Below are 8,642 nucleotides of genomic sequence, written 5' to 3'. Positions count from 1 at the left end.
CTGCTTGTCGGGCAGGATGATGATTTCTCTGAGGGCCATGGCCGCGATTTAAGCCCCAGGCTGGATGCGGTCAATGCGGGCAGGAACCCTGTTAACCTCTCGCTAACCATAAAACTTCAGACGTCGTTAACCATAAAAATTAGGGGTTGATTAACCATAAATGTTCCCTCTTCGTTCGCGAATGCCGGCGAATCGCGCTAGAAGGGCACATGAACGAGATCATCTTCCTGCTCGGCGACTGGCCGGTGCGCACGATCGATGCGCTGATCGGCTTTGGCATCCTCGTCCTCATCCTCTTGGTGGTGATCGCGGTCGTGATCGCCCGCTCCGGGCGGCGCGGCGCAGAACTCGCCATGGCGCACGCGATCCGGGCCGACGAACTCGAGGAGCGCCTGAGCCAGGTGCTGCATGCCCAGAGCGAGGCCGCCGGTCGCGCCGATGCCATGACCCAGGCACTGGCGGGGCGTCAGGCCGAGATGGCGCGCGCCGTCAACGAGCGGCTTGATTCGGTGACGCATCGGGTCGGCCAGTCCATGGAACATTCGACCCGCAACACCATGGAGAGCCTCCGCGCGCTGCATGAACGGCTCGGCATCATCGACAGCGCTCACAAGAACCTCACCGACCTCACCACGCAGGTGACCACCTTGCGCGACGTGCTCGCCAACAAGCAGTCGCGCGGCGCCTTTGGCCAGGCGCGGATGGAGGCGATCGTCCAGGACGGGCTGCCGAAGGGTGCCTACGAGTTCCAGTTCACGCTCTCCACCGGCAAACGCCCGGACTGCGTCGTGTTCCTGCCCGATCAGCGCCCGCTTTGCATCGACGCCAAGTTCCCGCTGGAAGCGATGACGGCGCTGCACGACGCCCGCACCGACGAGGAAAAGCGCGTCGCGACGCAGCGGCTGCGCGGCGACGTGATGAAGCATGTCAGCGACATCGCGGAGAAATATCTCGTCGCCGGCGAGACCCAGGAGATGGCGCTGATGTTCGTGCCGTCGGAATCGGTCTACGCCGAGATCCATGACGGCTTCGACGACGTGATCCAGAAGGCCTATCGCGCCCGCGTCGTGCTGGTGTCCCCCTCGCTCTTGATGCTCGCGATCCAGGTGATGCAGCAGATCATGAAGGACGCGCGCATGCGCGATGCCGCCGACCAGATCCGCACCGAAGTGATCAAGCTCGGCGACGATTTGGGCCGGCTGCGCGACCGCGTGCTCAAGCTGCAGAAGCATTTTGCCGACGTGAACGAGGACGTCCGCCAGGTGCTGATCTCCGCCGACAAGATCGAGAAGCGCGCAGGCCGAATCGAGGAGCTCGATTTCAGCAAGACCGATGCGCCGGAGGCTCCACGGCTGGTGGCGACGGGAGCGGCAGAGCTGTTCCCGCGGAAGCTTCAGGCGGGGGAGTAGGGCACACTGTCATGCCCCGCGAAGGCGGGGCATCCAGTACGCCGCAGCGGAGGTGATTGAACCGGGTCGCCGGTGAGTACTGGATCGTCCGCCTTCGCGGACGATGACGGCGGATGGGAGGCGGCAGATGGGCGCACGCTGCTACTACGTGTACATCCTTGCCAGCAAGATTGGTGGAACGCTCTATATCGGGGTGACGAACGATCTCATCCGCCGCGTGGCGCAGCACAGGTTGAAGGTCATCGAAAGCTTCACGGAGATGTACGACGTCGCCCGACTTGTTTACTTCGAACAATTCGACGATCCCGAGAACGCGATCAAGCGGGAGAAGCGGCTGAAGAAGTGGAATAGAGCGTGGAAGATTCGATTGATCGAGCAGCATAATCCGAACTGGGATGATCTCTATCCTGGGATAGCCGGACCACCATAACGCCGTCGTCTCCCACGACTGTCATGCCCCGCGAAGGCGGGGCATCCAGTACGCCGCGGCAGTCGTGATTGAGTCGAGACGTTGGCGATTACTGGATCGTCCGCCTTCGCGGACGATGACCGCGGTGAGGTGGAGAGAGCATCCGCCCCACTGAGCTTCGAAGAGTCTTTTCCCCCAGAATCTGCTAACACGCCCCCATGACCGCACCCGACGCGACTTCATCCGCCGTAAGCTCGGCACCCGCGCCGTCCTGGCGCGACAGCCTTGCCGTCTACCTGCAGCCGCGGGTGCTGATCGTGCTGTTTCTCGGCTTCTCCTCCGGCCTGCCGCTGGCGCTGTCGGGATCGACATTGCTGGTGTGGATGGCCGAGGCCGGGGTCGATCTCGGAACCATCGGACTGTTTGCGCTGGTCGGAACGCCCTACACCCTGAAATTCCTGTGGGCGCCGCTGGTCGATGCGCTGCACGTGCCGTTCTTCACCCGCGCCTTGGGACGCCGCCGTGGCTGGCTGGTGTTTTCGCAAGCCCTGCTGATCGGCGCGATCCTGCTGTTGGCGCTCACCGATCCCGCGCGCTCGCCGCTGTTCGTCGCGCTTGGCGCGCTCCTCGTCGCGACGATGTCCTCGACGCAGGACATCGTGGTCGATGCCTTCCGCGTCGAGAGCCTACCCGAGAGTGAGCAGGCCGCCGGCATGGCCGCCTATGTCGCGGCCTATCGCATCGGCATGCTGATATCGACCGCGGGCGCCTTGTTCATCGTCACCGGCTTCGAGGCGATCGTGCCCCGCGGCGCCGCCTGGATGTGGGGCTATGTGGTGATGGCGGCTCTGGTGCTGATCGGCACGGTGACGGCGCTGGCCGCCACCGAGCCCGCACAATCCGAGCGCGCCGAGGCCGCCGCGCGGGGCGAGGACGCGCTCACGCGGGTGTTCCATGCCGCGCTTGGCGCGTTCTCGGAATTCTTGCGACGCAAGGAAGCATGGGTCGTGCTCGCCTTCGTCGTGCTGTTCAAATTCACCGACGCGTTTTCCGGCAACATGACCGTGCCGTTCGTGATCGACATCGGCTTCACGCGGAACGACTATGCCGTGATCGTCAAGGGCGTCGGCATCGTGGCGACCCTGGCCGGCGGTTTTGCCGGCGGCTTCGTGGCGCGGCGCTATTCGCTCGCGACCAGCCTGTGGATCGGCGGCATCGTGCAGGCGATGTCCAATTTGTCGTTCTCGTGGCTGGCGCTGGTCGGCGTCAACGAATGGGCGCTGACCCTCGCCATCACCTCCGACAATTTCTGCAACGCCATCGGCACCGTGATCTTCGTCGCCTATCTCTCGGCGCTATGCCAGAACCCGCTGCACACCGCCACTCAATATGCGCTGCTGACGGCGCTCGCCGCCGTGGGACGCACTTATCTGTCATCGGGCGCAGGCTATCTGGCGAAGGCCACGGGCTGGCCGATGTTCTTCGCGATCTCCGTCCTCGTCGCCATCCCCAGCCTGATGCTGCTGGCTTACTTGCAGAGGCGCGGGCATTTCGAGACGCTGGAGCAGGTGCGGGTGTAGAATTCCCCTCTCTCTTTCGTCATTGCTGTCGATGTTCAATAATTCGCTGATTGGATCGCGGTGGTCTTGGTAGCGGCAAAGGCCTTGGGAGTTTGTCCTGCCAAGGCCTGATGGGGTCTGTGGTTATTGTAGTAGATGAGGTACTCGAACAGTTCTTTGGCGAAGTGGTCGAGGTGGTCAAAGGTCGCGCCTTCGATGACGTCCTCATCGAGGGTGCGCCAGAAGCGTTCGACTTTGCCATTGGTCTGCGGCCGATATGGCCTGGTGTAGCGGTGTTTGATGCCGAGCTCGATCAGCATGGCCTCGAACGGGTGCTCGTCCGGCTTGGTGCGGGAGGCGAACTCGGCGCCGTTGTCGGACAGGATTTCCTGGAAGACGAGCCCGTAAGTGACGTTGAGGGTGTTGATCATCTTCAGGGTCTTGAACATGACCGGCAGCGCCTTCTTGGAGGTCAGGACCTCGGCCCAGGCCAGACGTGAGCAACTGTCGATCAGGCTGACGATGTAGGCCGTGAACGGGGGTGGCGCGAGGAACATGTCGCGCGGTAATTGATGCAGATCGACGTGGCCCAGCTCCCCGAGCTTGTCCTTGATAATACGGCGTTTCTCCTCACGCATCGCCGGCGTGCGGCGGTTCAGCTGGTAGCGCCTCAACACCCGGTAGATCGTGATCGGCGAAGGTACCGTGTCGCGCGTCTCGCGCAAGACGGCATGAATCTCATAACGGTTCATCCCCCGCTTGCGGTGGGCGACGATCTCCGCCTCGATCCCTTCCGGCTCGCGCCGTTCTCGCCATTTGGGGCCACGACGCCGTGGCAGCAGATCCACTTCCTCGCCACTCTGCAGATACCGATTGTAATATTTGCGGAACGTCTGCGAGCAGGTCCCGTGATGCCGGTAGAAGTCGCCGACCCGCTTGAACAGCGGCGATCGGCCAGCCTTCACCGCCTCATACTCCGGGATCAGAAAGCGCCACTTCTGTAGATAGTTACGCTCAATCGTCCGGTCGTAGCTATTGTCGCGCATCGGATCGTCCTCCGCTGGAGCGATCCAATCAGCGAATTAGTGAACATCGACAATTGCGAGCCACCGGGTCCGCGCGAACGCGCGGCCCGATGACAGGCTCCGCGAAGCAATCCAGACTGTCACCGCAGTGGCAGTCTGGATTGCTTCGTCGCAAGGGCTTCTCGCAATGACGGCGGAGACAGCGGCGCGCGCCCCTTACTGCTTCCTGACCAGACTCCATTTCGTGATCACGGCCTCGCTCATCTGGCCGGCATCGCTGGCGCAGGCGATCTCGTCGACCTTCACGGAGATTTCCTTGCCGACGAACGATTTCAGCTGCGTGGTCTGCGCTTCGCTGGAGGTGACGAGCTGGAAGGTCTCGGGGCCGGTCTCGAGATTGCACAGCCCGTTCGGCGGCGGCAGGCGCCGCGGCTCAGAGGTGATCTGGTAGGTCGCGACGCGCTTGCCGTTCTTGACGTCGCGGACCTTCATCGCGTTCAGCTCGCCTGAGAGCACGTCGCCGGTGTTGATCGGCTTGCCGGGCTTGGACGGCGGCGTCTCGTCACCCTGCTGCGCCGAGATGGCCGGGCTCACCAGCACCGTCATCATCGCGACCAAAGCCATGCGCGTGGCGAAAAGTTTCGTCATGTCGTCCGTTCCGTGAATCTATGGAGGGGAATTCTTGTTATGACGCGTTTTCTTCACGCGAACCGGTACCCACTTCGCTCGAAAACGCTCTAGAACAGGGTCCGCTGCCGCATGGCAGCCGATAGCGTACCTTCATCGAGATAATCAAGCTCGCCGCCCACCGGAACTCCATGGGCGAGCCGCGTCACCTTCACATTGGCGTCCTGAAGGAGATCGGTGATGTAATGCGCCGTGGTCTGGCCGTCCACCGTTGCATTCAGGGCCAAAATGATCTCGTGCACCTGCGAATCATGCGCGCGCGCCACCAGCGCGTCGATGGTGAGGTCCTGCGGGCCGACGCCGTCAAGCGGCGACAACGTCGCGCCCAGCACGTGATAGCGCCCCTGGGTGGCATTGGCCCGCTCCAGCGCCCAGAGGTCGGCGACATCGGCCACGACGACGATGATGGCAGGATCGCGCTTCGGATCGGTGCAGACGGTGCAGGGATTTTGCGTGTCGATGTTCCCGCAGGTCTTGCAGACCTGGACCTTGTCCAGCGCCACCTGCATGGCGGAAGCCAGCGGCATCATCAGTGCTTCGCGCTTCTTGATCAGGTGCAGCGCGGCGCGCCGCGCCGAGCGCGGACCGAGGCCCGGCAGCCGCGCGAGCAGCTGGACCAGCCGCTCGATTTCAGGACCTGCAACAGCGCCCATAATTACTGGCCGAACAACCCCGGGGGCAGGCCGAGGCCGCCGGTGAGGGCCTGCATCTTCTCCTGCATCGCGGTCTCCGCCTTGCGGCGGGCATCCCCGAAGGCGGTGACGAGCAGGTCTTCCAGCACCTCGCGCTCCTCCGCCTTCATCAGCGAAGGATCGATCTTGACGCCCTTGACGTCCATCTTGGCAGTCATGCGCACGGCGACGAGACCGCCGCCGGAGATGCCTTCGACCTCGACGTTGGCGAGTTGATCCTGCATCTCCTGCATCTTGGATTGCAGCTGCGCCGCCTGTTTCATCATGCCGAGAAAATCAGCCATGGGTGCTCGTCCTTGAATGAATGGCTCAGAGATCGTCGTCGCCGTCGGAACCGTCGGGAGGATCGTCACTGCCATAGTCGGCATTGATATTGGTCTCCGGCGCCTCTGGGGCAAGCCTGCGGACCTCGACGACCTTGGCGCCGGGGAAGCGCGACAGCACCTCCTGCACGCGCGGATCGGCTTCCGCGGTACGGGCATGCTCCTGCTTGGCGGCCTGGTTCACCGAGCGCAGCGTCGGCTGGCCCTGCTCGTTGGAGACCACGATGGTCCAGCGCCGGCCGGTCCACAGCTCGAACTTCTTCGCAAGCTCCGAGATCATGGTCTTGGAGGCATTGGGCTCGAGCGCGACCTCGAGGCGGCCCTCCTCGAAACGGACGAGGCGCATGTCGCCTTCGAGCGCGCTCTTGGTCATGATGTCGCGCTTCTGCCCCGCTAGCGCGACGAGCTGGGTGAAGCTCGTGATCCGCAACTGCGGCGCAGCCCCTTGCGTGTCAGGCGCAGGCGCTGCCATCTGCGGCCGTGCGCCACCGCCGAACGCTGATGGCGACGATGTCGCCATGCGCACAGGCGCGGCCGAGACCGGCGCTGCAGAGACCGGCGCAGCGGAAGCCATCGGAGCGGCCGGCGCACCGCTGCGCGCGCTGCCGCCGCTCACGACCGGCGAGCCGCCGCCGTTCTGCTCCAGCATCCTGATGGCTTCGTCCGGCGTCGGCAGGTCGGCGACATAAGCGATGCGCACCAGCACCATTTCGGCCGCGGCGGCGGGCCGCGTCGCGGCCTGCACTTCCGCGATGCCCTTGAGCAGCATCTGCCACATCCGCGACAGCACGCGCATCGAGATCTTCGAAGCGAAATCCTTCGCGCGCACGCGCTCGGTCTCGCCATAGGCGACGTTGTCGGCGGTCGCCGGCACGATCTTCACGCGGGTGACGAAGTTGACGAATTCGGCGAGGTCCGAGAGCACGACGACGGGATCGGCACCGACATCGTACTGGTCGCGAAATTCCTTGAACGCCGCGGCGATGTCGCCGCGCGCCAGCGACTCGAAGAGGTCGATGACGCGGGTGCGGTCGGCGAGGCCCAGCATTTGCCGGACGGCATCGGCCTTCACGGCTCCGGCCGCATGCGCGATCGCCTGGTCGAGTAGCGAGAGCGAATCGCGCACCGAGCCCTCCGCGGCGCGCGCGATGATGCCGAGCGCCTCCGGTTCGATCTCGACGTTTTCCTTGGCTGCGATGTTGGCGAGGTGCGTCATCAGCACGTCGGCCTCGACGCGGCGCAGGTCGAAGCGCTGGCAGCGCGACAGCACGGTGACCGGGACCTTGCGGATCTCGGTGGTCGCGAACACGAATTTGGCGTGCTCCGGCGGCTCCTCCAGCGTCTTCAGGAAGGCGTTGAACGCCGCCGTCGACAGCATGTGGACTTCGTCGATGATGTAGACCTTGTAGCGGGCGCTGGCGGGGGCATAGCGCACGCTGTCGTTGATCTGGCGGACGTCGTCGACGCCGGTATGCGAGGCCGCGTCCATCTCCAGCACGTCCATGTGCCGGCTTTCCATAATCGCCTGGCAATGCACGCCAAGGGTCGGCATGTGAATGGTCGGGCCCTTCACCGAACCATCCGGCATCTCGTAGTTGAGCGCGCGGGCCAGGATGCGGGCGGTGGTGGTCTTGCCGACGCCGCGGACGCCGGTGAGGATCCAGGCCTGCGGAATGCGCCCGGTCTCGAACGCGTTGGAGACGGTGCGGACCACCGCCTCCTGTCCGATCAGGTCGTCGAATGAGGAGGGACGGTATTTGCGCGCCAGCACCCGGTAAGGCGCATTGCCGGCCGGGCCGGCGCTGTCAGGATTTTGGGGGGCGCCAGCGTCGGTCATCGGTCGATCCGCAATGAAGTCTCTCTCGGCCGGCTTTTGCGGAAAGGAGCGCGCTGGCGGGAGACCCGCCGGCGCTGGTTCGCTCGGAAAAACAGGTAGGAGACTGACGAGCGACCCGATCCGGACCTCGTTAGGGCTGCTTCCTTCCGGACCTGACCCGGTTGGCGAGTGGCTCGTCCACCGCCAATCTCCCGGTCCCTATTTGGGGCCAAAGGGAGCGGAAAGCAAGCGGGTATCGGCTCGAACCATTGAGGTCTGCCCAGACTCCGGGCAATTCCCGGCTTGCCTAGCTGACAGGCTGTGCTTTCGTCGCATGGACCAGCTTGCTAAGAACGCCCGGTGGAACTCCAGCCAACCAGAAAAGCGATAGATCCCCATGGTTACACGTCGTGATGTTGCATCGATTGTCGGACTTGGTGCCATGACCGCGGCCGCGCTGGCTGCGCCGGCCGTGGCCCAGACCGCCGATCCCAGCGAATCGACCTTCGCCCGCATCCGCCGGACCAAGAAGATGCGGATCGGCGCCGTCGGTGGCGGCGCGCCCTATTACATGAAGGACCTCACCTCAGGCCAATGGAAGGGCTTCTACATCGACATCGCCAAGGGGCTGGCCGACGACATGGAGGCCGAGCTCGAGATCACCGAGACCACCTGGGGCAATTCGGTGCTGGACCTGCAGGCCAACAAGATCGACATCTTCT

At 64.1% G+C, this 8,642-nt stretch carries 9 protein-coding genes and 1 other RNA gene; 4 read left to right on the top strand and 6 right to left on the bottom strand.

What is annotated here, in order from left to right; translation table 11 throughout:
* The first annotated feature begins 209 nt into the window (after nucleotides 1–209).
* The 3 genes from rmuC (at nucleotide 210) to JHD07_RS24555 (ending at nucleotide 3,398) form a co-directional block, all read left to right on the top strand.
* Nucleotides 210–1,409 carry a DNA recombination protein RmuC gene (gene rmuC, locus JHD07_RS24565; protein ID WP_291626751.1) on the top strand — a complete coding sequence of 400 codons (1,200 nt, stop codon included), beginning with the start codon at nucleotides 210–212 and terminating at the stop codon, nucleotides 1,407–1,409.
* A gap of 127 nt (nucleotides 1,410–1,536) precedes the next feature.
* Nucleotides 1,537–1,839, top strand: a complete 303-nt coding sequence (locus tag JHD07_RS24560; protein WP_291626749.1) for a GIY-YIG nuclease family protein — start codon at nucleotides 1,537–1,539, stop codon at nucleotides 1,837–1,839.
* Between the two features lie 197 nt (nucleotides 1,840–2,036).
* On the top strand, nucleotides 2,037–3,398 hold the full coding sequence (locus JHD07_RS24555) for an MFS transporter (protein WP_291626748.1): 1,362 nt from the start codon (nucleotides 2,037–2,039) through the stop codon (nucleotides 3,396–3,398).
* Nucleotides 3,399–3,433: 35 nt separating this feature from the next.
* On the opposite strand, the gene JHD07_RS24550 is transcribed toward JHD07_RS24555, so the two are convergent.
* The 6 genes from JHD07_RS24550 to ffs all read right to left on the bottom strand — a co-directional run bounded on the left by JHD07_RS24550 (nucleotide 3,434) and on the right by ffs (nucleotide 8,133).
* Nucleotides 3,434–4,423: an integrase core domain-containing protein gene (locus tag JHD07_RS24550; RefSeq protein ID WP_291626746.1), complete on the bottom strand. Its 990-nt coding sequence runs from the start codon at nucleotides 4,421–4,423 to the stop codon at nucleotides 3,434–3,436.
* A gap of 195 nt (nucleotides 4,424–4,618) precedes the next feature.
* Complete coding sequence (locus tag JHD07_RS24545; RefSeq protein ID WP_291626744.1) at nucleotides 4,619–5,050, bottom strand: hypothetical protein; 432 nt, start codon at nucleotides 5,048–5,050, stop codon at nucleotides 4,619–4,621.
* An 89-nt stretch (nucleotides 5,051–5,139) separates the two neighbouring features.
* Complete coding sequence (recR, locus tag JHD07_RS24540) at nucleotides 5,140–5,745, bottom strand: recombination mediator RecR (protein ID WP_291626755.1); 606 nt, start codon at nucleotides 5,743–5,745, stop codon at nucleotides 5,140–5,142.
* A complete protein-coding gene (locus JHD07_RS24535; RefSeq protein WP_291626742.1) occupies nucleotides 5,745–6,065 on the bottom strand; it encodes a YbaB/EbfC family nucleoid-associated protein in 321 nt (106 codons plus the stop codon). The genes recR and JHD07_RS24535 overlap by 1 nt, the downstream gene beginning before the upstream one ends.
* A gap of 25 nt (nucleotides 6,066–6,090) precedes the next feature.
* Nucleotides 6,091–7,941, bottom strand: coding sequence for a DNA polymerase III subunit gamma/tau (locus JHD07_RS24530; protein WP_291626740.1), 1,851 nt, complete (start codon nucleotides 7,939–7,941; stop codon nucleotides 6,091–6,093).
* A gap of 95 nt (nucleotides 7,942–8,036) precedes the next feature.
* Nucleotides 8,037–8,133, bottom strand: an RNA gene (gene ffs / locus JHD07_RS24525) — signal recognition particle sRNA small type.
* Nucleotides 8,134–8,317: 184 nt separating this feature from the next.
* On the opposite strand from ffs, the gene JHD07_RS24520 reads away from it, so the two are divergent.
* Nucleotides 8,318–8,642, top strand: a 325-nt coding sequence (locus tag JHD07_RS24520) for a transporter substrate-binding domain-containing protein (RefSeq protein ID WP_291626738.1), incomplete at its 3' end; no start/stop codon positions are given.

It is taken from the genome of Bradyrhizobium sp. (assembly GCF_016462955.1).
GTDB lineage: Bacteria > Pseudomonadota > Alphaproteobacteria > Rhizobiales > Xanthobacteraceae > Bradyrhizobium.
Note: the sequence above shows the minus strand (reverse complement) of the source record. Positions and strands in the feature narration are given on the sequence as shown.